The organism is Albidovulum salinarum (genome assembly GCF_025673475.1).
In the GTDB taxonomy this organism is placed as follows: Bacteria; Pseudomonadota; Alphaproteobacteria; order Rhodobacterales; family Rhodobacteraceae; genus Albidovulum; species Albidovulum salinarum.
In genome coordinates, this window is sequence record NZ_JAOVQO010000001.1 from 107930 (window position 1) to 130461 (window position 22532).

The 22532-nt window shown below is 68.3% G+C and carries 19 protein-coding genes; 10 read left to right on the forward strand and 9 right to left on the reverse strand.

Annotated elements, in window-relative coordinates; genetic code table 11:
- Positions 1-17: 17 nt before the first annotated feature.
- The 3 genes from OEZ60_RS00580 to OEZ60_RS00590 are packed head-to-tail and all read right to left on the reverse strand — an operon-like array spanning position 18 to position 1935.
- Positions 18-251, reverse strand: a complete 234-nt coding sequence (locus OEZ60_RS00580; RefSeq protein WP_263332143.1) for a hypothetical protein — start codon at positions 249-251, stop codon at positions 18-20.
- Between the two features lies 1 nt (position 252).
- Positions 253-540 carry a hypothetical protein gene (locus OEZ60_RS00585; protein ID WP_263332144.1) on the reverse strand — a complete coding sequence of 96 codons (288 nt, stop codon included), beginning with the start codon at positions 538-540 and terminating at the stop codon, positions 253-255.
- 6 nt (positions 541-546) lie between these two features.
- Positions 547-1935: a phosphohexomutase domain-containing protein gene (locus tag OEZ60_RS00590; RefSeq protein WP_263332146.1), complete on the reverse strand. Its 1389-nt coding sequence runs from the start codon at positions 1933-1935 to the stop codon at positions 547-549.
- Between the two features lie 194 nt (positions 1936-2129).
- Between OEZ60_RS00590 and OEZ60_RS00595 the strand changes: the two genes are divergently transcribed.
- Positions 2130-3569 carry a mannose-1-phosphate guanylyltransferase/mannose-6-phosphate isomerase gene (locus OEZ60_RS00595; protein ID WP_263332148.1) on the forward strand — a complete coding sequence of 480 codons (1440 nt, stop codon included), beginning with the start codon at positions 2130-2132 and terminating at the stop codon, positions 3567-3569.
- 153 nt (positions 3570-3722) lie between these two features.
- Entirely contained in the window at positions 3723-4433 is a 711-nt protein-coding gene (locus OEZ60_RS00600) for a methyltransferase domain-containing protein (RefSeq protein ID WP_263332150.1), read from the forward strand.
- A gap of 30 nt (positions 4434-4463) precedes the next feature.
- Here OEZ60_RS00600 and OEZ60_RS00605 read toward each other — a convergent pair whose 3' ends face one another.
- The 6 genes from OEZ60_RS00605 to OEZ60_RS00630 form a co-directional block, all read right to left on the reverse strand.
- Positions 4464-5618 carry a glycosyltransferase family 4 protein gene (locus OEZ60_RS00605; RefSeq protein ID WP_263332152.1) on the reverse strand — a complete coding sequence of 385 codons (1155 nt, stop codon included), beginning with the start codon at positions 5616-5618 and terminating at the stop codon, positions 4464-4466.
- Entirely contained in the window at positions 5615-6442 is an 828-nt protein-coding gene (locus OEZ60_RS00610) for a methyltransferase domain-containing protein (RefSeq protein ID WP_263332154.1), read from the reverse strand. Before OEZ60_RS00610 ends, OEZ60_RS00605 begins: the two co-directional genes overlap by 4 nt.
- A 55-nt stretch (positions 6443-6497) precedes the next feature.
- On the reverse strand, positions 6498-7595 hold the full coding sequence (locus OEZ60_RS00615) for an NAD-dependent epimerase/dehydratase family protein (RefSeq protein WP_263332157.1): 1098 nt from the start codon (positions 7593-7595) through the stop codon (positions 6498-6500).
- Between the two features lie 76 nt (positions 7596-7671).
- On the reverse strand, positions 7672-8937 hold the full coding sequence (locus tag OEZ60_RS00620; RefSeq protein WP_263332159.1) for an ABC transporter permease: 1266 nt from the start codon (positions 8935-8937) through the stop codon (positions 7672-7674).
- The gene (locus OEZ60_RS00625; protein ID WP_263332161.1) at positions 8934-9740 is read right to left on the reverse strand and encodes a taurine ABC transporter ATP-binding protein; all 807 of its coding nucleotides are present in this window, start codon (positions 9738-9740) and stop codon (positions 8934-8936) included. The genes OEZ60_RS00620 and OEZ60_RS00625 overlap by 4 nt, the downstream gene beginning before the upstream one ends.
- Positions 9741-9809: 69 nt before the next feature.
- A complete protein-coding gene (locus tag OEZ60_RS00630) occupies positions 9810-10808 on the reverse strand; it encodes a taurine ABC transporter substrate-binding protein (protein ID WP_263332163.1) in 999 nt (332 codons plus the stop codon).
- Positions 10809-11251: 443 nt separating this feature from the next.
- Here OEZ60_RS00630 and OEZ60_RS00635 point away from each other — a divergent pair, with 443 nt between their 5' ends.
- The 8 genes from OEZ60_RS00635 (at position 11252) to OEZ60_RS00670 (ending at position 22518) form a co-directional block, all read left to right on the forward strand.
- The gene (locus OEZ60_RS00635; protein WP_263332165.1) at positions 11252-12631 is read left to right on the forward strand and encodes an aminotransferase family protein; all 1380 of its coding nucleotides are present in this window, start codon (positions 11252-11254) and stop codon (positions 12629-12631) included.
- A 152-nt stretch (positions 12632-12783) separates the two neighbouring features.
- A complete protein-coding gene (gene pdxR, locus OEZ60_RS00640; RefSeq protein WP_263332167.1) occupies positions 12784-14265 on the forward strand; it encodes a MocR-like pyridoxine biosynthesis transcription factor PdxR in 1482 nt (493 codons plus the stop codon).
- Between the two features lie 94 nt (positions 14266-14359).
- Entirely contained in the window at positions 14360-16138 is a 1779-nt protein-coding gene (gene xsc, locus OEZ60_RS00645; RefSeq protein ID WP_263332169.1) for a sulfoacetaldehyde acetyltransferase, read from the forward strand.
- Entirely contained in the window at positions 16138-16884 is a 747-nt protein-coding gene (locus OEZ60_RS00650; protein WP_263332171.1) for a sulfite exporter TauE/SafE family protein, read from the forward strand. The genes xsc and OEZ60_RS00650 overlap by 1 nt, the downstream gene beginning before the upstream one ends.
- A 1-nt stretch (position 16885) precedes the next feature.
- The gene (locus OEZ60_RS00655) at positions 16886-18046 is read left to right on the forward strand and encodes an acetate/propionate family kinase (RefSeq protein ID WP_263332173.1); all 1161 of its coding nucleotides are present in this window, start codon (positions 16886-16888) and stop codon (positions 18044-18046) included.
- Between the two features lie 76 nt (positions 18047-18122).
- Positions 18123-20909: a molybdopterin oxidoreductase family protein gene (locus tag OEZ60_RS00660; RefSeq protein ID WP_263332175.1), complete on the forward strand. Its 2787-nt coding sequence runs from the start codon at positions 18123-18125 to the stop codon at positions 20907-20909.
- The gene (locus OEZ60_RS00665; protein WP_263332177.1) at positions 20906-21643 is read left to right on the forward strand and encodes a 4Fe-4S dicluster domain-containing protein; all 738 of its coding nucleotides are present in this window, start codon (positions 20906-20908) and stop codon (positions 21641-21643) included. The genes OEZ60_RS00660 and OEZ60_RS00665 overlap by 4 nt, the downstream gene beginning before the upstream one ends.
- Positions 21643-22518 (forward strand): dimethyl sulfoxide reductase anchor subunit family protein, encoded by an 876-nt coding sequence (locus OEZ60_RS00670; protein ID WP_263332179.1) that lies wholly within the window; start codon positions 21643-21645, stop codon positions 22516-22518. Before OEZ60_RS00665 ends, OEZ60_RS00670 begins: the two co-directional genes overlap by 1 nt.
- Positions 22519-22532 lie beyond the last annotated feature (14 nt).

Below are 22532 nucleotides of genomic sequence, written 5' to 3' on the forward strand. Positions count from 1 at the left end.
CAGGCCACGCCGGGTGATCAGCCCCCCCCATCCGGCGTCGGATCGACGATCTCGACCTTGTCGAAGTCCCCGTCCAGCGCATCGTAGTAGGTCTGCGAGCCGAGATAGTCGGTGACGTATTTGCCGCCCGAGATGTGATAGACCATTCCTTCAACCTTTCGCTCTTCCGCGCCCTCTGCCTGGACGCCGCCGCCCAACATCGCGGCCGTCGCCCCGACCGCCACCGCCCTGCGGGTCATCAGCCCGGTCATATCATTGCTCCGGCCCGCCCGCCTTCTCGGACCCCATCTTCTTCAGCACCTCGGCGTCCACGAGGCGCGTCACGTTCGGATGGAGCCTCAGGTTCCCCTTCTTCGCCATCTGCTTGGCATTGGCGATGACCCGGCCCGTCGTTTCGCGGTTCCGCGCGATGATGTCGAGAAGCCGGTTGACGCCGCCCGGCTGCCAGTCCCCGGGCTTGAGGCGCACCGGGAAGGTGCCCGCCTTGATCTGGTCGCGGATGGGGGCGGCGGCGCGGGGATCGCGCCGGGGGGCGTTCATTCGCGCTCAACCAAGGGCGCGGCGCGTGGCGTCGAGGGTGGTGCCGAGCAGGTGGTCGGCGGCCTCCTGGTCCTCGGCCTCGGCGTAGCAGCGGAACTCCGGGGCGTTGCCGGAGGGGCGCAGATGCGCGACGGCGCCGCTCGTGAAGCGCAGGCGCAGCCCGTCGGTGAGGTCGATCGCGGCCTCCGGTCCGGCGGCGGCGAAGAACCGGGCGCGGGCTGCGGGGTCGTCCACGAGGCGCTGGATGAGCGCCTCTCCCTGCGCCGGGGCGATGCCGGCGAGCCGGTCGCTCGCGGTGCGGCGGCCGGGCAGTTCGGCGACGAGGGCGGAGAGCGGGAGCCGGCGCCGCGCCGCCTCGGCCAGCGGCACGAGGATCGGCAGCACCGCGTCGCGGGTCATCAGCGGCGCGATCCGCCCCGCCGGGGTTTCGGCGGTGTAGCCGAGGAGGAAGCCGCCGTTGGCCTCGAAGCCCGCGACCCGGGGGCCGGGCCGCGCCATCGCCTCGGCCATCGCGGCGATGACATGGGGCGAGCCGATGCGGGTGCGGCGGGTGCGCGCGAAGCGGCCCGAGGTCTCGATCAGCGAGTTCGAGGTGACCGGCGTCACGACGATGTCGGCGCCGAGCGCCGCGGCGGTGAGCGTGCCGAGAATGTCGCCGGCTATGACGTGCCCGGCCGCGTCGGCGACGAGCGGGCGGTCGCCGTCGCCGTCGGTGGAGACGATCGCGTCGAGTCCGAGCGTGGCGGCCCAGCCGGCGAGGCGCGCCGCGGTGCAAGTGTCGATCGCCTCGGTGTCGAGCGGCACGAAGGTCGTGCTGCGGCCGAGCGGCACGACCTCGGCGCCGAGCGCGGCGAGAAGTCCGGCGAGGAGGTCGCGGGCAACCGAGCTGTGCTCATAGAGGCCGAGGCGCATCCCGGCGAGCGTGTCGCGCGCGAAGGCGGATCCGTAGCGGGCGAGATAGCCGGCGCCGGCGGCGGCGTCGGTCTCGGGACAGACGGGCCGCATCGGCGGCGGCGGGCGCAGGGCGGCGCGGATCGCGGTCTCGTCGGCCTTGGTGATCTCTCCCCGCGCGGTGAAGAACTTGAGCCCGTTGCGGTCGGCGGGGATATGGCTGCCGGTGACCATGATCGCCGGCACGCCCGCGGCCATCGCGGCGAGTGCCAGCGCCGGTGTCGGCAGCGTGCCGCAGTCGCGGACCGCGACACCGAGGCTCGCCGCGCCGGCCGCGACTGCCGCGGAGATGCGCGGCGAGGAGGGGCGCAGGTCGCGCGCGAGCATCAGAAGGCCGCTATGCGGCACCGCCTGGAGAAAGGCGCGCGCATTGGCGGCACAGATCGCGTCTGTCAGGTCCGCCACCGGCCCGCGGAGCCCGCTGGTGCCAAAACCGATGGTCATAGCCTTCCCACCTCGCCATCTACCCTAGCGTCCTCCGAAAGCGATCTCACGTCAAGGTAAAGGAAAAATTAAGAAATTCGCCGCAACTCTAGGGAAAGGCGCTTGGTGCCTGCGGTTGCGGGGAGGACGCGGGAAATGGCCACGAGAGGAACGTGCGGACAGGCGGATCGCGGCATCGGCGGCGGTGCGGCGCGATGATGGACGGCGGGTTCGAGGGGTTCGCCGCCCGGCGCGAGACGATCATCCCGGTCGTGCTCTGCGGCGGAACCGGGACGCGGCTCTGGCCGGTCTCGCGCGCCGGCATGGCCAAGCAGCTTCTCGCGATGCAGGATGGCGAGACGCTGTTGCAGATCACGCTCCGGCGGGTCATGGGCCCCGGCTTCGCCGCACCCGTGGTCGTCGGCTCCGCGCCGCAGCGGTTCACCTTGCGCGATCAGGTCGAGGCGATCGTGCCCGGCGCGCGGATCGTGGTCGAGCCGGAGCGGCGCGACACGCTGGCGGCGGTGCTGCTCGCGGCGGCGATCATCGCCCGCGACGATCCGGATGCGGTCGTGGCGGTGGTTCCCTCGGACCATCTGATCCGCGACGGGGATGCGTTCCGTAGCGCGGTCGCGATGGCGGCGGCGCGGGTCGGGGAGGCGGGCGTCGCGGTGATCGGCATCGTGCCGGACGCGCCCTCGACCGCTTATGGCTATGTCCGGCCGGGCCATGCGAGCGGGGCGGGCTGTTTTTCGGTCGCGAAGTTCGTCGAGAAGCCAGAGGAACCGCTCGCGCGGCGTCTCATCGCCGAGGGTTGCCTGTGGAACGCCGGCATCTTCTGCTTCCGCGCCGGCTGGCTGGTCGCGGCAATGGAGACGGTCGATCCGCAGGCGGTGGCGGCGGTCGGGCGCGCGGTGGGCGGGCTCCGCCGCGAGCACGGGTTCCTCGTGCCGGGGTCTGACTTCGCCGACATCCGTGCGATCTCCTTCGATCACGGCTTCATGGAGTGCACGCGGGACGCCCATGTGGTGCCGGCCGGGTTTCGCTGGTCCGATCTCGGCGACTGGAACGCGGTCTGGGCCGCGGCCGAGAAGGACGGCGACGGCAACGCGATCCGCGGCGCGGGGCTCGCCATCGACGCGCGCGGCAACATGATCCATTCCGAGGGGCGTCTGGTCTGTGCGCTCGGGGTCGAGGGGCTCGCGATCGTCGAGACGCCGGACGCGGTGATGGTCGCGCCGCGAGAGCGGGCGCAGGACGTCAAGGCACTCGTCGGCGCGCTGACCGAGCGGCGGCGGCCGGAAGCGACCGAACATGCCCGCACCCACCGGCCCTGGGGCTGGTTCCAGACCACCGATCTTGGCGAAAGGTTCCGCGTCAAGCGCATCGTGGTGAAGCCGGGCGCGATGCTCAGCCTGCAACGCCACCGCTACCGCGCCGAGCACTGGGTCGTGGTGCGCGGCACCGCCGAGGTCACGCTCGAAGGCAAGGTCTTTATCCTGCGCGAGAACGAGAGCACCTATGTCGCCATCGGCGCGGTGCACCGGCTCGCCAACCCGGCGGAGGGGCCGCTCGAACTGATCGAGGTCCAGACTGGCGACTATCTCGGCGAGGACGATATCGAACGCATGGAGGATGCGTTCGGGCGGGTCTGAGCCCGGCCGCGAGGTCTGCCGGGCCGGGCGCGCACGGCCGGGATCATGACGGAACGTTGATTTTCCGCGTGTTCCGGGTGATCATCCGTTGATGTTCCGATGTGCGGGAACGTGCATCGGCGGGTAACGGGTGAGCGGAACGCGGGGTTAAACATGGGTGTCGGCCACAAGATCGAAGCCGGGAATGCCGGCTGGACCTTCGACGGCAAGACCGCCGACACCTTCGTCGAGCATATCCGCCAGTCTGTCCCGCTCTATGACGAGGGCCATGACCTCGTCTGCCAGCTCAGCGACTTCTTCGTCTCCGACGTCTCGACCTGTTACGAGATCGGCACCTCGACGGGCGAGCTTCTGAAGAAGCTCGCGGTGCACAACCAGGCCAAGACCGGGGCCAAGTGGATCGGCATCGATCCGGTCGGGCCGATGATCGACAAGGCGCGCGACCATTGCGCCGGGATCGCGAATATCGAGCTTCTGCACGAGGACGCGCGGCTCTTCGACTACCAGAAGGCAGATCTGATCGTGTCCTACTACACGATGCAGTTCATCCCGCCGCGCGACCGCCAGCAGCTCATCGACAAGCTCTACGAGGCGCTGCACTGGGGCGGGGCGCTGATCATGTTTGAAAAGGTCCGCGCGCCGGATGCGCGGTTCCAGGACATCCTCACCACGCTCTATGCCGACTTCAAGCTGCGCAACGGCTTCACCGGCGACGAGATCGTCTCGAAGGCGCGCAGCCTGAAGGGCATTCTCGAGCCTTTCTCGACACAAGGAAACCTCGACCTGATGACGCGGGCGGGGTTCGTCGACATCACAACGGTGCAGAAATACCTCTGCTTCGAGGGGTTCCTCGCGATCAAGTGACCGGTGCAGCGCGCGGAGCCGGAGCGGCGGCTAGCCCGTCCGCTTGGCTGCGAGGTCGCGGTAGAGCTTTTCGAACTGGCGGTGGATGAAGTCGGGCGTGAAGCGGTCCTCGCGGCTCCGTTCGAACGCTGCGGCGGCCATCGCGGCGCGCAAGCCGGGATCGCCGGCGAGCCGCAGGATCTCGCTGGCGCAGGCCGCCACGTCGCCGACCGGGACGACAGCGCCGACATCGGTGTCGACCAGTTCGCGGACGCCGCCGGTGTCGGAGGCGATCACCGGAACGCCGGCGCGGAATGCCTCGACGATCGAGATCGGCAGCGCCTCCCAGCGCGAGGTCAGGAGGTAGATGTCCGAGGCAAGGAGATGGAGGTAGGGCCGGTGCGTCGCGCCGATGAAGCGCACATGGCGCTCGGCCCCCTTGGCGCGGGCCGCGGCCCGGAGGTTCTCCAGCAGCGGCCCGGCACCGGCCACGACGAAGCGGATGTCGCCCCGGTGCCTGGCCACCTCCATCGCGACCTCGATGAGGATGTCGAGCCCCTTTTGGTAGGAGGCGCGCGAAAGCGAGAGGACGAGCAGTTCGCCGTCGGCGCCGAGGAGGTCGCGGCGCAGCGCGGCGACCTCTTCGGCGTCGGTCTCTGGGGCGGGCTTGACGCCGAGACCGACGACGCGGAGGCGGTCGGCGGGAATGCCGCCGATCTCGTGGAGCTGCCCGGCGCAAAGGTGGCTGGGCGTGACCACGACCTCGGCGCCGAGCCGGCAGATGCGGCCGAAGCTGCGGATGCGTTCGGGTTCGGAGCCGTGGTAGGTGACCACGACCGGAATTCCGGTGCCGATCACGGCGAGGCTCGTGACGAGGGCTGGCGCGCTTTCATGGCAATGGATCACGTCCACCGGATGGGCACGGATCAGGCGCCGCAGCCGCGGGACGCAGCGCAGGAGGTTGCGTATCCGCGCCGGAACCGAGCCGCCCAGTGCGGAGACCCCGGCCAGCGGCAGCGCGTGGAACTGGTCGTCCTTGCTGGCGTCGAGCAGGGCGCCGGGTTCGCCGGCGAAATGGACCGTGTGCCCGGCGCCGCGCAGCCAATGCGTGAGATCGATGACATGCCGGGCAATGCCGCCGACCCCGAACTGGGTGCCGATCTGCAGGATCCGCATCGGCCGGTCGGTTTGCGCCGGTCCGGTCACGGCGCTTTCGTGCCGCCCGGACTCGCTGCCGCATCGGCGGCATCCGCGGCCTTGACGGCGCGGATCATGACCAGAAGCTCGAAGTCCGGATCGTTGTGGTCGAGCTCCTCGGAGTCGAGCTCGCGCGCGGCGAGGCCGTGCAGCGAGGCGATCGTGGTCAGGACGTTGCCGTAGGGCTCGACCGCGATGTTCTCGCGGCCGAAGACGTCGCCGAAGAGGCGGCGGCTCGACTGGGTGGTGAAGTGCCAGTACTCGCCCCAGTCGTCGACGCCCTCGCGCCGGGCGACCTTTGTGATGCCGTGCGAGGTGGCGAGCACGACCCCGCCGGGCTTGAGGATCCGGTGCAGTGTCGCGATCGCCTTGTCGACCTCGAAGATCATCTGCAGGGTCTGGGTTATCACTATGCAGTCGAACGTGTCGTCGAGGATGTGTGGCGCGTCGCAGAGATCGGCGACGATCGTCGCCTTCGGGTTGCCCTCGACATAGTTCAGCACGTCGCTCCGCGTGACCTTCGCGCCCCCGAACTTCTCGGTATAGAGCGGCTCGCCCATCTCGAGCACGCGGCCCTGGATGTCGGCCTCGTGGCGCTTGAGGAAATGCTCGATGTAATAGCGTTCGACCGAGATCAGGTCGCGGTCGATGCCGAAGATCGGGCTGATCGGGGTGAGCCGCCGGAGGCCGCCGAAATCCACCGTGCCGACCGGCACCGATTGCAGCTTGAGCAGGCGCTGCTGTTTCCGGATCCATTTGCGCAGGTCGTCAGGGAGAAGCTTTGTTGCAACGCCCCGAACAATACCCGCCAGCTGCGCGCCAATGATCACCATGAATCCTTTTGCTGCGCCCTCTAAGGGTCTAGCCGGGCATAATCTTTTTTTTCTGTCAAGCGCGGCGGTCGGGATGGCGGCTGCGCAGGTAGTCCGCCGTCGCGGCGAGGCCTCGCGCGAGGTTATGGTCGGGCGCGTAGCCCAGCCGGGCGCAAGCATGGTCGATGCGGCAGCGGCCGCGCCCGGTCATCTCGTCGAGCAGGTGGTGGTCGGGATACATGACGCCGTCCCGGTCGAGCCCTTGGCGGAGCGCGCTGGTCAGCGCCTCGAACCGGCGGTGGCCGATCAGGCGGCGGGCGCCGGCGCTGATCCGGGCGGCGAGCGGCGGCGCGGCCGCGGGGCCGGCGGGGGCGGGGCGAGGGCCAAGGCGGGCGCGGAGCTCGGCCTCCGGCACACGGCGCAGTTCGCCCCGGCCGAGGATTGCGGCGTAGCCCTCGATCAGCGCCGACCAAGCGAAGGGCTCGGGCCCCGAGACGATGAAACGCTCGTGCCCGAGGTCGGGCAGGGCCGCGGCGCGCAAGGCGGCCCGCACCACATCGTCGACGAAGACGCCGTTGCAGAGGCCCTCGGGCTCCGGCACCACGACGGCGCCGCGCGCGAGCGCCAAAGCGAAGCTGTCGGTCCAGAGCGCCGAGCCGGGGCCGTAGACGATGGTCGGCTGAAGGATCGCGGCGGGAAGCGTGCCGGCAAGGAGGCGTCGTTCCATCGCGATCTTGACCGCGCGGTAGCCGCTGCCGCCGGAGCCGCCCCAGGGGCTGGCCTCGTCGAGGTCGCCGCCGGGCCAGCCGTCATAGACGACGATCGAGCTCGCGTGGACGATCCGACCGACCCCGGCGCGTGCCGCGGCATCGGCGAGAAGGTCGAAGGCCGCGAGATTGGCGGCGGGGGCGGCGCGGAGGTCGTAGGCGAGGTGCAGCAGCACCTCCTGCCCGGCGAGCGCGGCGGCGAGGTCCGTCCCCGGCGCGAGGCTGCCCGGCAGGACGCGGACCCCGGGCGGTAGGCCCCGCGCGGCGGCGCGGGAGCGGGCGAGCACGGTGACGGCCGCGCCGGAGGCGGCGAGCGCGGGGACCAGCCGGCGCCCGATAAAGCCGGAGGCGCCGGTCACGAAGACCCGGCGCCCCCTCAGCGCATCGCGCCATCCAGCTTCATGCACGCTCCGCCCTCCGTCTCGCGTCCGGTTGACGATAGCGGTCGGCGGGGCAATTGCAAACGCCCCGCCGGGAGAGTGGTCAGCCGCGGCCCTTCCAGGGCACGAGCCAGCGTTCGGCCATCCGCATCAGGATGTCGATGCCGTAGCCGATGATGCCGATCAGGATGATCCCCATCACGACGATGTCGGTGAGCTGGAACTTCGAGGCGGCGATGATCATCATGCCGGCACCCTTCTGCGCGGCGACGAGCTCGGCCGCGACCACGGTGCCCCAGCAGACCCCCATCGCCACCCGCGCGCCGGTGAAGATGTCGGGCAGCGAGTTCGGGATGATGACGTGGCGCATGATCTGCGCCTTGGTGGCGCCGAGCGAGTAGGCGGCGTGGATCTTGGAGATCCTGACCCCCGAGACGCCGGAGCGCGCGGCGATGGTCATGATCCACAGGGCGGCGAGGAACAGCAGGACGATCTTGCCGGTCTCCCAGATGCCGAACCAGATGATCACGAGCGGGATCAGCGCCAAGGGCGGCACCGGGCGCATGAACTCCACGATCGGGTCGAACCAGCCGCGGAACCAGCTCGACAGGCCCATCGCGTAGCCGAGGGGAATGCCGACGATCGAGCCGAGGATGAAGCCGCCGAGCACCCGCATCAGCGAGGCGCCGAGATGGCCCCAGAGCGAGGTGTTCTGATAGCCGTTGGTGGCAATCTCGGCGAGTCGCGCGGCCACGGCCTCGGGCGCGGGCATCCAGATCGGCTCCATCTGCCAGCCCTTGTCGGGCTCGAAGTTCATCGAGCCCTTCGAGGTCAGCGTCACCTTGCCGTTGGCGACGGCGGCGGGAACCTCGGGCTGCACCGGCTTGCCGTCGATCGCGGTGATGGTGAAGCCCGACTCCGAGCCGCCCTCGTCGTTCGAGGCGGGCCGCAGCAGCATGCTGCGCCAGGCCTGCATCGCCGCGCTGTCGTCCTTGGCGAAGCCGGTGCCGGGCGCGACTTCCGGCGCCGCCGGTTTCTGGCCGGCCTCGTGGACGAGCACGGTGACGGTGGCCTCGTCGGTCTCGCCGGCGGCGTTGGTCGCGGTGTAGGTGAAGGAGGTCTCGCCCATGAACGGGCCGGGGACGTGGAACGGCACCAGTTTCGAGCCGGTGAAGGCGCCCCAGATCAGGAAGATCGTGAGCACCGAGATGACCGAGGCCACGCGGTCGGGCGTGATCGCGCTTTCGTCGCCGAAGGTCACGGTCTTGAGGCTGGTGTAGTCGTGCCGCCCCTCGCGGTGTCTGCGGATGAAGCGCACGACGAAATAGGCGGCGGCGAAGAGCGCGACGTAGAAGATGAGAACGGTCATGCCGCGGTCTCCGATCGGCCCATGATTTCTTCCTCCATGCCCCAGATCATGCCGAGGATCTCTTCGCGCGTCTCCGCGAAGCCCTCGGACTTCTTGACGTCGCGCAGGTCGCGGCCGACGCCGCGTTCGGCGAAGGGCAGGCGATATTCCTTGAAGATCCGCCCCGGACGCGGGGCCATGACGAGGAGCCTTTCACCGAGCAGAAGCGCCTCCTCGACCGAGTGGGTGATGAGGATCACTGTCTTGCCGGTTTCCTTCCAGAGCTTGAGCACGAGGCCCTGCATCTTCTCGCGCGTCAGCGCGTCGAGGGCGCCGAGGGGCTCGTCCATCAGGATCACGTCGGGGTCGTTCGCGAGGCACCGCGCCAGCGCCACGCGCTGCTGCATGCCGCCCGAAAGCTCGTAGACCGCCTTTTCCTTGAACTCCTGAAGCCCGACGATATCGAGCAGGTGGTCGGTAATCTTGTCGCGCTCCGCCTGGGCCATGCCCTTCATGCGCGGGCCGAAGTCGACGTTCTTGCGGACGCTCATCCATTCGAAGAGCGCGCCCTGCTGGAACACCATGCCGCGTTCGGCGGCGGGGCCGGTGACTCGGTGGCCGTTCAGCTCGACCTTGCCCTCGGTCGGCGCGAGAAAGCCCGCGAGGATGTTGAGCAGCGTGGTCTTGCCGCAGCCCGAGGGTCCGAGGACCGACAGGAGTTCGCCTTTTTTCAGTTCCAGAGATACGTTTTTGAGCGCCTGAACGGCCGAGCCGTTGGGCAAGTCAAATCGCATCGACACGTTGTCGATGATCAATCCGGTCATGGTCCCCCCTCGCGGATCTGGTTGCGGGACGGCCCGGCCGCTGGCGGCCGGGCCGCGGGGTGGGGGTGCTTACATCCCCGCTGCCGAGGAGAGCGGCGCGACGTTGACCGCGTTGTCGTAGCTGTCGAGCGCCGCCGGCACCGAGCCGGCCTGCACGAAGACGTCGGCCACGCCCTTCATGAACTCCTGCGCGCCGCCGCCGAGCCACTTCGCCGAAAGCTGGTCCTCGGCCGAGGGGAAGACGAAGGTGGCCATGGTGTCGGCGGTCGCGGTCTCGTCCATGCCGGCGTCCTGGGCGATGACCGGCAGCATCTCGGCCTGCTTTGAGCCCTCGTTCCACATCGCGTTGGCATCGGCCGTCACTTTGAGGAACTTCGACAGGAGCTCGGGCTGTTCGGCCGCGAAGGAAGCCGGCACCGAGGTCACGTCGAAGACGAGGATGCCGAGTTCTTCCTTCTCGGCCCCGGTCAGGAGCACGTTGCCGCTTTCCAGCATCCGCCGCAGCGCGCCGCCCCAGCCGCAGGCCATGTCGAGCGAACCCTGCGCGAAGGCGGCAGCGGCGTCGGGCGGCGCCATGTCGACGATTTCCATCGTCGAGATGTCGACGCCGAAATGCGACATCTGCTTGAGGAAGCCGTAATGGGCCGCGGTGCCGATCGGCACGGCGACCTTCTTGCCGGCGAGTTCGGCGGCGTTGTCCTTGGTGATCTCGAGATCGGTGCGCACGACGCAGTTGTCGTTCTCGGCGTAGGACACGGCGACGTCGACCGCCTGCAGGTCCTGGCCGGCCGAGGTCGCGACGACGAAGGGCGGCACGCCCTGGCTCACGGCGATCTGCACGTCTCCGCTCGCCATCGCCGCCGACATCGCGGTGCCGGTGTCGAAGCTGCGCCAGTTGATCTTGACGCCCATCTCCTGTTCGTAGGTGCCCATCACCTTTGCGTATTCGAACGGCATCGGCCATTCGAGGAAGTAGGCCACCGTGATCTCATCGAGCGCTTGGGCCGCCTGGGCCCCCGCCATCAGAGCTGCCACCGCGACCGCCGTCCTGAAAGTCGTAGTTCTCATGCGTCGTTCTCCCTGATTAACCCTGGTCCTGTTCGGATTGCCTTGTTGCCCGTCACTATGAGGCGCTAACAATGGCCGGTATAGGACCAGATTCCGTGTCAGTGTTAAGTCCAGTTTTCCCGGATCCGGGCTTGTCTTGCCGGCTGCCGCCGGGCCTTTCTCCCGCGCGTGCAGTGTACCAGATGGCCTCCCGCCTTCCGACCTCTCCATTCGGATCGGCGCCGGTCCCTGCGGCAAGCGCGCCGTCGCGCTTTTCGAAGCGGCGAAGTGCAGGTTTCGGAAAGTGGAATGTTGGTGGAAATCTGGTACTATCGGAGCGTAGTCTCTGGCCCTACGGCAACGGCGGCTTTCGTGATGATTTCGGCGTCAAGCCCGACCCCGTCCCGGCCGAATAGAGGCGCGATTCCGACGGGCCGGCAGCGCACCGAGAAAAGGTAGAAACGATGAACAGCTCCGTCTATTCGAACGATATTTCCGAAGTGGTCGAGGCCGACCGCGCCCATCTCTGGCATCACCTGATCCAGCACAAGCCGTTCGAGACCTCGGACCCCCGCGTGATCGTCGAGGGCAAGGGGATGCGGGTCTGGGACGCGAAGGGCAAGGAACTGCTCGACGCCGTTTCGGGTGGCGTCTGGACCGTCAACGTGGGCTATGGCCGCGAGTCGATCGCCAAGGCGGTCTATGACCAGCTCATCAAGGTCAACTACTTCGCCAACTCCGCCGGTTCGATTCCCGGCTCGATCTTCGCCAAGCGGCTCATCGAGAAGATGCCGGGCATGAGCCGTGTCTACTACACCAACTCGGGTTCGGAAGCGAACGAGAAGGCGTTCAAGATGATCCGCCAGATCGCCCATAAGCGCTACGGCGGCAAGAAGCACAAGATCCTCTACCGCGACCGCGACTATCACGGCGCCACCATCGCGACGATGTCGGCCGGCGGCCAGGACGAGCGCAACGCCCAGTACGGCCCCTTCGTGCCGGGCTTCGTGAAGGTTCCGCACTGCCTCGAATACCGCAAGCAGTGGGATGTCGCGAATTACGGCGAGCGCGCGGCGGACGCGATCGAGGAAGTGATCCTGCGCGAGGGGCCGGATACCATCGGCGCGCTCTGCCTCGAGCCGGTGACCGCGGGCGGCGGCGTCATCACCCCGCCGGAAGGCTACTGGGAGCGGGTGCAGGAGATCTGCAAGAAGTACGAGATCCTGTTGCATATCGACGAGGTCGTCTGCGGCGTCGGCCGCACCGGCACCTGGTTCGGCTACCAGCACTACGGCATCAAGCCGGACTTCGTGACGATGGCCAAGGGCGTCGCCTCGGGCTATGCCGCGATCGCCTGCATGGTGACGACCGAAGCCGTCTTCGAGATGTTCAAGGACGACGCCTCGGACCCGATGAACTATTTCCGCGACATCTCCACCTTCGGCGGCTGCACCGCCGGTCCGGCGGCGGCGATCGAGAACATGCGGATCATCGAGGACGAGGGGCTCCTGGAGAACACCGTCAAGATGGGCGAGCGGACGATGAACAATCTCCGCGCGCTGATGGACAAGCACCGGGTGATCGGCGACGTGCGCGGCAAGGGCCTTTTCTGCGGCGCCGAGCTGGTGGCGGACCGCGCCACGAAGGAGCCGGCGGACGAGAAGAAGGTGCAGGCCGTGGTCGCCGAATGTGCGGCGCAGGGCGTGCTCATCGGCGCGACCAACCGCTCGCTGCCGGGCTTCAACAACACGCTCTGCCTCTCGCCGGCGCTGATCGCGACCGCGGACGACATCGACCAGATCACCGGTGCGATCGACAAGGCGCTGACCAAGGTCTTCAGCTGAGGCCAAGGAGGGGGCGCTGCCCCCGTCGCCGCCGGGGCGGCGACTCCCCCGGGGTACTTGGACAATGAAGAAGGAGCGGGCGCGGCTTGACGGCGGCGCCCGTTTCGGCTTTCTGGATCTAGGTCCAGTTCAGCGCGCGCATAAGGCCAGAAATGTCGATCCCGGCGGAAGCCTTTTTCCTGACGCCCGGTTTCAACGGGACGTTGCAGCAGCAGATCCAGCAGATGGTGGCCGAGGGCATCCTGCGCGGCCGCTTCCGCCCGGGCGAGAAGCTGCCGTCGAGCCGCGGGCTCGCCGAGCATCTCGGTGTCAGCCGGATCACCGTGACGCTCGCCTATACCGAGCTTGTTTCGGGCGATTACCTGACGGCGCGGGGGCGCTCGGGTTATTACGTCTCGGACACCGCGCCGATGCAGCCGGGTTTCGAGTTCGAGGAGCGGCCGCATCGCGACACCGTGGACTGGGAGCGGATCGTCGGCCGCCGGTTCTCGCGCCACGAGCTGATCGCGCGGCCGGTCGACTGGCAGTCCTATGCCTATCCCTTCATCTACGGCCAGGCCGACGCCACGCTCTTCGACCACCAGAACTGGCGCCAATGCGCGCTGCGTGCGCTCGGCAAGCGTGACTTCGAGGTGCTGACGGCCGATTTCTACGAGCGCGACGACCCGATGCTGATCGAGTACATCATGCGCTCGATCCTGCCCCGGCGCGGAATCAGCGCCCGGCCCGAGGAGATCCTCCTGACCATGGGGGCGCAGAACGCGCTCTGGCTCGCGTCCGAGATCCTGCTCGGCCAGGGCAGCCGGGCAGCGGTGGAGAATCCCTGCTATCCGGGCCTGCGCGCGATTCTCGGCCAGATCGGCGCCGAGGTGCTGCCGGTCGAGGTGGATGCCGATGGCCTGCTGCCCGAGGCGGTGCCGGAGGGGATCGAGGCGATCTTCACGACGCCAAGCCATCACTGCCCGACCAATGCGACGATGCCGATCGGCCGACGCACCGCGCTTCTGGAGCGCGCGGGGCGCGAGGATTTCCTTGTCATCGAGGACGATTACGAGTTCGAGATGTCGTTCCTGAAGCCCGCTGCCCCGGCCTTGAAGTCGCTCGACCGCGAGGGCCGGGTGATCCATGTCGGCTCGTTCTCGAAGTCGCTGTTTCCGGGGCTCCGGCTCGGCTATCTCGTCGCCTCCGAGGCCTTCATCCGCGAGGCGCGCGCGCTTCGCGCGGCGATGCTGCGCCACACGCCGGGGCATATCCAGCGCACGGTGGCCTATTTCCTCTCGCTCGGCCATTACGACGCGCTGATCAACCGGCTGAACCAGGCCTACAAGCGCCGCCGCACGGTGATGGACGAGGCGATCCGAACCCACGGGCTGGAAATCGCCGGGCAGGGCGCCTTCGGCGGATCGAGCTTCTGGATGCGGGCGCCAGCGGCGGTGGATACCGGGCTGCTCGCGGTCGACCTGCGCGCGAAGGGCGTGCTGATCGAGCCGGGGCGGGCCTTCTTCGCGCCGGGCACGGCGCCGCGGAATTACTACCGGCTCGCCTATTCCTCGATCTCGCAGAACCGGATTCCCGAGGGCATCGCGCTCATCGCCGAGGCGTTGCGCGAAACTGGCGCTAATCAGGTGGCGTGACTGGCCCTACAGGGTGCCGGTAACGGGGCGTAGAAACGTTTCGAACCGGGGCCTGTGGCCCCGTCGGAATGGCTGCGGCTGAAGGAGACGACCCATGAAGATGACCACCGAAGAAGCTTTCGTCAAAGTCCTGCAGATGCACGGCATTGAGCATGCCTTTGGCATCATCGGCTCGGCCATGATGCCGATCTCGGATATCTTCGGCAAAGCCGGCATCACCTTCTGGGACTGCGCCCATGAGGGATCGGGCGGCATGATGGCGGACGGCTACACCCGCGCCACCGGCAAGATGTCGATGATGATCGCCCAGAACGGCCCCGGCATCACCAACTTCGTCACCGCCGTGAAGACCGCCTACTGGAACCACACGCCGCTTCTGCTGGTGACGCCGCAGGCCGCCAACAAGACGATGGGGCAGGGCGGCTTCCAGGAAGTCGAGCAGATGGCCGCGTTCCGCGATATGGTCGCCTATCAGGAAGAGGTGCGAGACCCGTCGCGCGTCGCCGAGGTGCTGAACCGCGTGATCCTGCAGGCCAAGCGCGCCTCGGCGCCGGCGCAGATCAACATGCCGCGCGATTTCTGGACCCAGGTGATCGACATCGAACTGCCGCAGATCGTCGAGTTCGAACGCCCCGGCGGCGGCGATGAGGCGCTGTCTAAGGCGGCCGAGCTTCTGTCGAACGCCAAGTTCCCGGTGATCCTGAACGGCGCGGGCGTGGTGCTCGGCGGCGCCATCGGCGACACGATCAAGCTCGCCGAGCGCCTATCGGCCCCGGTCTGCGTCGGCTACCAGCACAACGACGCGTTCCCCGGCTCGCATCCCCTTTTCGCGGGCCCGCTCGGCTACAACGGCTCGAAGGCGGGCATGGAACTCATCGCCAAGGCTGATGTCGTCCTGGCGCTCGGCACCCGGCTCAACCCGTTCTCGACGCTGCCGGGCTACGGCATCGACTACTGGCCGAAGGATGCCGCGATCATCCAGGTCGACATCAACCCGAACCGGATCGGACTGACCAAGAAGGTCACCGTCGGCATCATCGGCGATGCGAAGAAGGTCGCCAACTCGATCCTCGAGCGGCTCTCGGACAGCGCTGGCGACGCCGGTCGTGACGATCGCAAGGCGCTCATTGCCAAGACTAAGTCGGCCTGGGCGCAGGAACTGACCTCGATGGATCACGAGCAGGACGATCCGGGCACCACCTGGAACGAGCGTGCCCGTGCCGCGAAGCCGGACTGGCTCTCGCCGCGCAAAGCGTGGCGCGCGATTCAGTCGGCACTGCCGAAGAACGCGATCATCTCGTCCGACATCGGCAACAACTGCGCCATCGGCAACGCCTATCCGTCCTTCGAGGAAGGCCGCAAATACCTGTCGCCGGGTCTCTTCGGCCCCTGCGGCTACGGCCTGCCTGCGGTGATCGGCGCCAAGATCGGCTGCCCGGACGTGCCGGTCGTCGGTTTCTCGGGCGACGGCGCCTTCGGCATCGCGGTGACGGAACTGACCGCCATCGGCCGCGAGGAATGGCCGGCCGTCACGCAGATCGTCTTCCGCAACTACCAGTGGGGCGCGGAAAAGCGCAACTCCACCCTCTGGTATGACGACAACTTCGTCGGCACCGAGCTGGATACGCAGGTGTCCTATGCCGGCATCGCCAAGGCCTGCGGGTTGCAGGGCGTCGTGGCCCGGACGATGGACGAGCTGACGGCCGCGCTCAACAAGGCGATCGAGGACCAGATGAAGCATGGCAAGACCACGCTCATCGAAGCCATGATCAACCAGGAACTGGGCGAGCCCTTCCGCCGCGACGCGATGAAGAAGCCTGTCGAGGTCGCGGGCATCAACCGCGCCGACATGCGCCCGCAAAAAGGGGCGTGATGGCGCTCCCATTCGGGCTGGAACCGGCGGCGGCGGCGTTTCTCGCCGTCGCCGTCTTCGGCGCGGCCTTCGTGCGGGGCTATTCCGGGTTCGGTTTCGCGGCACTGGTGATCCTGGCCACGAGCCTCGTCACCAGCCCGCTCCATGCGGTGCCGGTGGTGATCCTGTGCGACATCGTGATGACGGTGCAGCAGGCGCGCGGGATCTGGGCGCGGATCGACTGGCGGCGGGTCGGCACGCTGATGCTCGGCGCGCTGGCCGGCGTGCCCTTGGGGGTGACGATCATCACGTCGATCGGCACGGATCTCGCGCGGGCGGTGATCGCGCTCTTCGTGCTGGTAATGTGCGCGTTGCTCTGGATCGGCTGGAGCTTTCGCGGTCACGTCGGCGATGTCGGGACGACCGGCACCGGCTTCGTCTCGGGCCTCGCCAACGGTGCGGGCGTGGGGGGGCTGCCGGTCGCGGTCTTCATGACGGCGCAGCCGGTCGCGGCTGCGGTGTTCCGGGCGACGCTCATCGCCTATTTCACGCTGATGGACCTCTGGTCGCTGCCCATCATGGCGCGGGCCGGTATGGTCAGCGCCGACACGTTCCGCGCCACGCTTTTCGTGTTGCCGATGATGGCGGCGGGAATCTGGCTCGGCGGGCGGCAGTTCCTCAAGGCCGAGCCGCAGGACTTTCGCCGCTTCGCGCTTCTCCTCCTTGCCGGGCTCGCGACGCTCGGCCTTCTGAAATCGGTGATCTGAGATGGAGAATGACCTGATCCTCGTCGTCAATGCCGGGTCGTCCTCGATCAAGGTGGCGCTCTTCGACGGCGCGCTTCAGACTGTCGCTACCGGCGCCGTGACCGAGATCGGCGGTGCCGCGCGGCTGAAGATCGGCGTGGAGCGCGCCTGCGAGGCGCCCGACCATGACGCGGCGCTGTCGCTCCTCATCGCGGGGCTCGCAAAGGCGGGTCATCCGGTCGCGCGGCTGAAGGCGGCGGGCCACCGGGTCGTGCATGGCGGGCGGGCCTTGACCGGCTCGGTCCGGGTCACTCCCGAGGTGCTGGCATCGATCGAGGCCTGCGTACCGCTCGCGCCGCTGCACAATCCCCACAATCTCGCGGCGATCCGGGCTCTCGGGCGGCTCGCGCCGGAGCTGCCGCAGGTCGCCTGCTTCGACACCGCCTTCCACGCCACCAATCCCGAGGTCGCGCTGCGCTACGCGCTGCCGGCGGAGGAAGAGGCGAAGGGCATCCGCCGCTACGGCTTTCACGGCATCTCCTACGCGAGCCTCACGCTGCGGCTGCCGGAGCTGCTCGGCGCGCCGCTGCCGGGCCGGGTGCTGGCGCTCCATCTCGGCAACGGCGCCTCGCTCGCGGCGATCCGCGACGGGCGGTCGGTGGCGACGACGATGGGCTACTCGCCGCTCGACGGGCTGACGATGGGCACGCGCACCGGCGCGATCGACGGCAACGCCGTGCTCCGGCTCGCCGAGGATCACGGCATCGACGGGGCAAAGCGGCTCCTCAACAACAGAAGCGGGCTTCTCGGCCTCGGCGGCGCCTCCGACATGCGCGCGCTGCACGCGGCGGGAACCGAGGAGGCGCGCTTTGCGGTCGCGCATTTCGGCTACTGGGCGGTGCGCCACGCCGGCTCGATGATCGCGGCGATGGGCGGGCTCGACTGCGTCGCCTTCACCGGCGGCATCGGCGAGAACGACGCCGAGGCGCGCAGGGCGATTTGCGAGGGGCTCGGTTTCATGGGCGTGGCGCTCGATCCGGCAGCGAATGCTGCGGGCGGGGCGCGGCTCGACCGGGCCGGTTCGGCGGTGCCGGTGGTGATCGTGCCGGCCGCCGAGGAGCGCCACATCGCGGCCGAGGTGGTCGCGGTACTCGGGGGGCAAACGACCGATACGAAAAAATGAAAGCGGGCACATTCGGGTTGATCTGAGGATCAATCGGGAAGAACGTTCCGCGCGCGAACAGGGATAGGGAACGAAAATGGGCTTTCAAGAGCCGAAGCTGGACACTTCTCCCAATGTCTCGGACGAGGTCAGGCGCACGACATGCTACATGTGCGCCTGCCGCTGCGGCATCAACGTGCACCTGAAGTCGGGGCGCGTGAGCTATATCGAGGGCAACCGCCGGCACCCGGTCAACAGGGGCGTGCTTTGCGCCAAGGGCGCCTCGGGGATCATGCAGGTGACAGCACCCTCGCGGCTCCGCGCGCCGCTGAAGCGGGTCGGTCCGCGCGGCTCGGGCGCGTTCGAGGAGATCTCCTGGGAGGAGGCGTTCGAGATCGCGGTGGGCTGGCTGAAGCCCCTGCGCGACGACGCGCCGGAGAGACTTGCCTTCTTCACCGGGCGCGACCAGTCGCAATCGTTCACGAGCTTCTGGGCGCAGGGCTTCGGGACGCCGAACTATGCCGCGCATGGCGGTTTCTGCTCGGTCAACATGGCGGCAGGCGGCATCTACACGATGGGCGGCGCGTTCTGGGAGTTCGGCCAGCCCGACTGGGACCGGGCGAAGCTCTTCGTGCTGTTCGGTGTCGCCGAGGACCACGATTCCAACCCGATCAAGATCGGCATCGGCAAGCTCAAGGCGCGCGGCGCCCGGGTGATCGGCGTCAACCCGATCCGCACCGGCTACAACGGCGTCGCCGACGACTGGTACGGAATCACGCCGGGGACCGACGGGCTCCTGATCCTGTCGCTGGTCCACGAGATCCTGAAAGCCGGCAAGATCGACCTCGACTATCTCGCGCGGTTCACCAACGCGCCCTGTCTGGTGGATGGCACCGAGGGGCCGGGCAAGGGGCTCCTGCTGCGCGATGGAGACGGCAAGCTTCTGGTGATCGACAGGGCGACCGGCAAGCCCGCGCCCTTCGACCAGCAGGGCGTCCGGCCCGATCTCGGTGCCGTCCACGACGGGCATCGCACGGTCTTCCAGCACCTCGCGGAACGTTATCTCGCCGACGACTACGCGCCCGAGGCGGTGGCGGAGCGCACCGGCATTCCGGCGGCCCGCATCAAGGGGCTCGCGGCCGAGATCGCCCACGCCGCCTTCGACGCGCCGGTGGTGCTCGACCGCGCCTGGACCGATTTCCGCGGCGACCGGCACGAGAAGATGGTCGGCCGCCCCGTCGCCTTCCACGCGATGCGCGGCATTTCGGCCCATTCCAACGGCTTCCAGACCGCCCGCGCGCTGCACCTGCTGCAGATCCTCATCGGCTCGGTCGAGACGCCCGGCGGGTTCCGTTTCAAGCCGCCCTATCCGAAGCCGATCGAGGCGCATCCGACGCCGCATTGCGACTGCGTGCCGGGCAAGCCCTTGGGCGGGCCGCATCTCGGCTTTGTGCGGGGGCCGGAGCATCTCGCGCTGAAGCCGGACGGCTCGCCGGCGCGGATCGACAAGGGGTTTTCCTGGGAAAACCCGATGTCGGCGCACGGGCTGATGCACATGGTCATCCCGAACGCCCATGCCGGCGACCCCTACAAGATCGACACGCTCCTGCTCTACATGGCCAACATGTCGTGGAACTCGTCGATGAACACGCGCAGCGTCATGGAGATGCTGACCGAGAGGGACGAGGCGGGCGAGTACAAGATCCCGCGCATCATCTATTCCGACGCCTATGCCTCGGAGATGGTGGCCTATGCCGACCTGGTGCTGCCGGACACGACCTACCTGGAGCGGCACGACTGCATCTCGCTCCTCGACCGGCCGATCTGCGAGGCCGAGGCGGCGGCGGACGCGATCCGCTGGCCGGTGATCGAGCCGGACCGCGAGGTCAGGGGCTTCCAGTCGGTGTTGGTGGAGCTTGCGAACCGGCTGAAGCTGCCCGGCTTCGTGGATGAGGAAGGCCGCGCAAAGTACCGCGATTACGCGGATTACATGGTCAACCACGAGCGTCGGCCGGGGGTCGGGCCGCTGATGGGCTGGCGTGGCAACGGCGACCAGACCGGGCGCGGGCCGGTCAATCCCGATCAGCTTCAGCGCTACATCGACAATGGCGGGTTCCACGTCGCCCATGTCCCGGAGGAGGCTCAATTCTACAAGCCGTGGAACGCGGCGTATCAGGACTGGGCGGTAAGCCTCGGATTCTACGACAAACCCCAACCCTATCTCTTCACGCTCTGGTCCGAGCCGTTGCAGCGGTTCCGGCTGGCCGCCGAGGGCCACGGAATGCGCCAGCCGCCCGAGCATCTGCGCCAGCGCCTGAAAGAGACGATGGACCCCTTGCCGATGTGGTACGAACCCTTCGGCGAGAGCGCGGGCGACGCCTATCCGGTCCATGCCCTGACTCAGAGGCCGATGGCGATGTACCACAGCTGGGGCTCGCAGAACGCCTGGCTGAGGCAGATCCACGGTCATAACCCGCTCTATGTGCCAACCAAGATCTGGGAGTCCTGCGGCTTCTCGGAGGGCGACTGGGCCCGCGTGACCTCGCCCTCGGGCGAGATCACGGTGCCGGTGGCGCACATGGCGGCGCTGAACGAGAACACGATCTGGACCTGGAACGCGATCGGCAAGCGCAAGGGCGCCTGGGCGCTCGACCCGGAGGCGCCGGAGGCGACGAAAGGCTTTCTTCTCAACCACCTGATCCACGAACTTCTGCCCGAGAAGGGCGATGGTTTGCGTTGGTCCAACTCCGATCCGATCACCGGCCAGGCGGCGTGGTTCGACCTGCGCGTGCGGGTCGAGAAGGCCGATCCGCCGGGCGAGGCGCAGCCCGCCTTCCCGAACCTCGTCTCACCCGTGCCGCAAGCGAGGAGGAACCGGCCATGACTGCGCTTCCGCCGCCCTCCGCGAAGAAACTGGGGCTCGTCATCGACCTCGACACCTGCGTTGGCTGCCATGCCTGCGTGACCGCCTGCAAGGGCTGGAACGATCAGGGCTACGGCGTGCCGCTGTCGGATCAGAACGCTTACGGATCAGAACCTTCGGGGACGTTCCTCAACCGCGTCCATTCCTACGAGGTACAGCCTGAACAGGGCCCCGCGCAGATCATCAACTTCCCGCGTTCGTGCCTCCACTGCGAGAACGCGCCCTGCGTCACGGTCTGCCCGACCGGGGCGAGCTACAAGCGCGCCGAGGACGGGATCGTCCTGGTGAACGAGGATGCCTGCATCGGCTGCGGCCTTTGTGCCTGGGCCTGTCCCTACGGGGCGCGGGAGCTTGATCAGGCGGCGGGCGTGATGAAGAAATGCACGCTCTGCGTCGACCGGATCTACAACGAGAACCTGCCCGAGGAGGACCGCCAGCCGGCCTGCGTCCGCACCTGCCCGGCCGGGGCGCGGCATTTCGGCGATCTCGGCGATCCCGAAAGCGCCGTGAGCAAGCTCGTTGCCGAGCGTGGCGGCTATGACCTCATGCCGGAGATGGAGACCAAGCCGGTCAACAAGTACCTGCCGCCGCGCCCGAAGGGCAAGGCCGAGGAGATCGACGTGCTCGCGCCGCTTCTGGATGTGAAGGCCACCGGATTCGCCGGATGGCTCGACCGGATTCTGGAGAAACTCTAATGCATCCAGCACCTTCCGTCATTGTCTTCACGGTACTGTCCGGTGCCGGATTCGGGCTGCTGGCCTTCCTCGGGCTCGGCGCGGTCGCGGTCACGGGCTGGGCGGCCCTCCTGCTCTGGGGGCTCGGCTACGCGCTGGCCGGGATCGGGCTTCTCGCCTCGGCCTTCCACCTTGGCAACCCGCAGCGGGCGCTCCGCGCCTTCACCCAGTGGCGGACGAGCTGGCTTAGCCGCGAGGCCTGGGCCGCGGTCGTCTCGCTTGCCCTCCTTGCTCCGGTCGCGCTGGCGGCGGTCTTCGGGGCGGAGCCGCCCGCGGCCCTGGGCGTTCTGGGGGCGTTATCCTGTCTTGTGACCATCGCCGCTACCTCGATGATCTACACCCAGCTCAAGACCATCCCGCGCTGGAACTTCTGGACCACGCCGGCCTTGTTCATGGGCTTCGCGCTCGCCGCCGGGGCGATGCTGTCGGGGCGGGCGGTGCTGGCGGCACTGCTCTGCCTCGCGCTCGGATTGCTGCTCGTCGCGGCTTTCCGTCTCGGTGACGGGCGGTTCGCCGCCGTGGGCGCCTCGCTCGGCAGCGCGACCGGGCTCGGGTCGGTCGGATCGGTGCGGCAGTTCGCGCCGGCCCATACCGGTTCGAACTACCTCCTGCGCGAGATGATCCATGACGTGGGGCGCAAGCATGCCGCCCGGCTGCGGATGATCGCGGTCGTCGCGGCCGGGCTTCTGCCGGCGGTGATCCTGCTGGTCCTGCCCGCGTCGGTCGCGACCGTGGCGCTGGCAGCCCTCGTCCATCTTGCCGGGGCCTTCGCCGCGCGCTGGCTCTTCTTCGCGGAGGCCGAGCATGTCGTCGGTCTCTACTATGGGCGGCGCTGACCCCGGCGTATTCC

Bases quoted from the DNA above. Each gene is read 5' to 3' on its own strand.
- OEZ60_RS00610 (WP_263332154.1), bottom strand. From the start codon at position 6,442: ATGGTGATCATTGGCGCGCAGCTGGCGGGTATTGTTCGGGGCGTTGCA.
- OEZ60_RS00660 (WP_263332175.1), top strand. From the start codon at position 18,123: ATGGGCTTTCAAGAGCCGAAGCTGGACACTTCTCCCAATGTCTCGGAC.
- OEZ60_RS00595 (WP_263332148.1), top strand. From the start codon at position 2,130: ATGATGGACGGCGGGTTCGAGGGGTTCGCCGCCCGGCGCGAGACGATC.
- OEZ60_RS00670 (WP_263332179.1), top strand. From the start codon at position 21,643: ATGCATCCAGCACCTTCCGTCATTGTCTTCACGGTACTGTCCGGTGCC.
- OEZ60_RS00665 (WP_263332177.1), top strand. From the start codon at position 20,906: ATGACTGCGCTTCCGCCGCCCTCCGCGAAGAAACTGGGGCTCGTCATC.
- OEZ60_RS00585 (WP_263332144.1), bottom strand. From the start codon at position 540: ATGAACGCCCCCCGGCGCGATCCCCGCGCCGCCGCCCCCATCCGCGAC.
- xsc (WP_263332169.1), top strand. From the start codon at position 14,360: ATGAAGATGACCACCGAAGAAGCTTTCGTCAAAGTCCTGCAGATGCAC.
- OEZ60_RS00630 (WP_263332163.1), bottom strand. From the start codon at position 10,808: ATGAGAACTACGACTTTCAGGACGGCGGTCGCGGTGGCAGCTCTGATG.
- OEZ60_RS00655 (WP_263332173.1), top strand. From the start codon at position 16,886: ATGGAGAATGACCTGATCCTCGTCGTCAATGCCGGGTCGTCCTCGATC.
- OEZ60_RS00625 (WP_263332161.1), bottom strand. From the start codon at position 9,740: ATGACCGGATTGATCATCGACAACGTGTCGATGCGATTTGACTTGCCC.
- OEZ60_RS00590 (WP_263332146.1), bottom strand. From the start codon at position 1,935: ATGACCATCGGTTTTGGCACCAGCGGGCTCCGCGGGCCGGTGGCGGAC.
- OEZ60_RS00650 (WP_263332171.1), top strand. From the start codon at position 16,138: ATGGCGCTCCCATTCGGGCTGGAACCGGCGGCGGCGGCGTTTCTCGCC.
- OEZ60_RS00635 (WP_263332165.1), top strand. From the start codon at position 11,252: ATGAACAGCTCCGTCTATTCGAACGATATTTCCGAAGTGGTCGAGGCC.
- pdxR (WP_263332167.1), top strand. From the start codon at position 12,784: ATGTCGATCCCGGCGGAAGCCTTTTTCCTGACGCCCGGTTTCAACGGG.
- OEZ60_RS00600 (WP_263332150.1), top strand. From the start codon at position 3,723: ATGGGTGTCGGCCACAAGATCGAAGCCGGGAATGCCGGCTGGACCTTC.
- OEZ60_RS00620 (WP_263332159.1), bottom strand. From the start codon at position 8,937: ATGACCGTTCTCATCTTCTACGTCGCGCTCTTCGCCGCCGCCTATTTC.
- OEZ60_RS00580 (WP_263332143.1), bottom strand. From the start codon at position 251: ATGACCGGGCTGATGACCCGCAGGGCGGTGGCGGTCGGGGCGACGGCC.